The organism is Flavobacterium gawalongense (assembly GCF_007097265.1).
Lineage (GTDB): Bacteria > Bacteroidota > Bacteroidia > Flavobacteriales > Flavobacteriaceae > Flavobacterium > Flavobacterium gawalongense.
Genome location: NZ_VJZP01000082.1, coordinates 1 through 1,245, shown reverse-complemented (window position 1 = coordinate 1,245; position 1,245 = coordinate 1). Strand labels below are relative to the sequence as shown.

1 protein-coding gene is annotated in these 1,245 nt (G+C 32.8%); it reads right to left on the bottom strand.

Annotated elements, in window-relative coordinates; genetic code table 11:
- Positions 1 to 13: 13 nt before the first annotated feature.
- Entirely contained in the window at positions 14 to 1,117 is a 1,104-nt protein-coding gene (locus tag FNW38_RS17350) for an ISAs1 family transposase (RefSeq protein ID WP_143388859.1), read from the bottom strand.
- Positions 1,118 to 1,245: the final 128 nt, after the last annotated feature.

Here is a 1,245-nt window from a genome sequence, read left to right as displayed (position 1 = left end):
CAGGGCAAACGCATCATAAATTAATTAATTTCTCCAAATATTGATTATCCCACCCAGCTTTAAGGCGCTTACCCTTAACTCCAACTTTAGCGGTTTTTTCATTTTTTAGCAGATTCAAGGCGATTTTAGTGAGAACGGAAAAGTTTTGAGCGGCATTACTATCTCTTTTTCTGCTCTGATCTTCCAAAAATGCTACGTCTAATGTCCAATGTAGCTTATTTTCAATGCTCCAATGCGAGCGGATAATGTGTTCAAATTCCTTTGCTGAAATCTTTAAACTCGAGATGTAATATCGTACGGCTTCTTCTTTGGATTTATCGCTATTTTTAAATTCACGTATGCTTTCTATTCTTATAATTGATTGTAATCCTTTCCATTTATCATGATTTTCAATATGTTCAAAATGTGTAATAACACTACATTTTCTAGTTTCTATTCGTCCATGTCCTAAATCAGTATCCTCAAAAATTTCTATTTTTTTTGAAAATCTAAATTCGTCTGTTATATTTTCAAACAATTGTTCTTGATTGTTTTTGACAGCTAAAACATAATCTGCCTGTTTTTCAATTATTTTTTCTGCAATAGCCGTTTGACAGCCCATGGCATCAATGGTTACAATGCTATTTTCCAAACTCAAAACTTCTAAAAGCTTTGGGATTGCGGTAATCTCGTTTGACTTTTCATTGACTTTTACTTGACCTAAAACCAAATTATTATTGTGTGCCCAAGCACTTACCATATGAATTGGCGATTTCTTTCCGTGCTGTTTTGCTCCACGAATGGTTTTGCCGTCAATATTCACAATCTCTCTTACATCGGTAATTTTTATCAACTCACTAACCCATTCAATAAAACAACGCTCAAAGTGTTCGCTATCAATGGAGCTTATTACCCTGTTAAAGGTATCGTGCGATGGTATTCCGTTTTCTAAATTCAGAAATTTAGAAAGCCATTCTTGCTTTGCCTCACAGTATTCTTCAATATTATTCCAAGTATCTGCCCCACAAATCACAGCAATTATTGCCATAACTAGGATGTCGTTTAACTCATGAAGTTTGCTTAAATCTCGTCTATTGTCTTCTATTTGCTTAAAAATGCTTATTAATTTACCTGACATAAAATTATACTTAAATTATTGATTGTCAGATCAATATACAATTTTTTAAGCTATTAAAAAAATATTAAACAACCTATTTTTAATAGATTACGACATTTTTTGTCATTTTAACTGGTGCGTTTGCCCTG

Coding starts and splice junctions, on each gene's coding strand:
- FNW38_RS17350 (WP_143388859.1), bottom strand. CDS start 1,117: ATGTCAGGTAAATTAATAAGCATTTTTAAGCAAATAGAAGACAATAGA.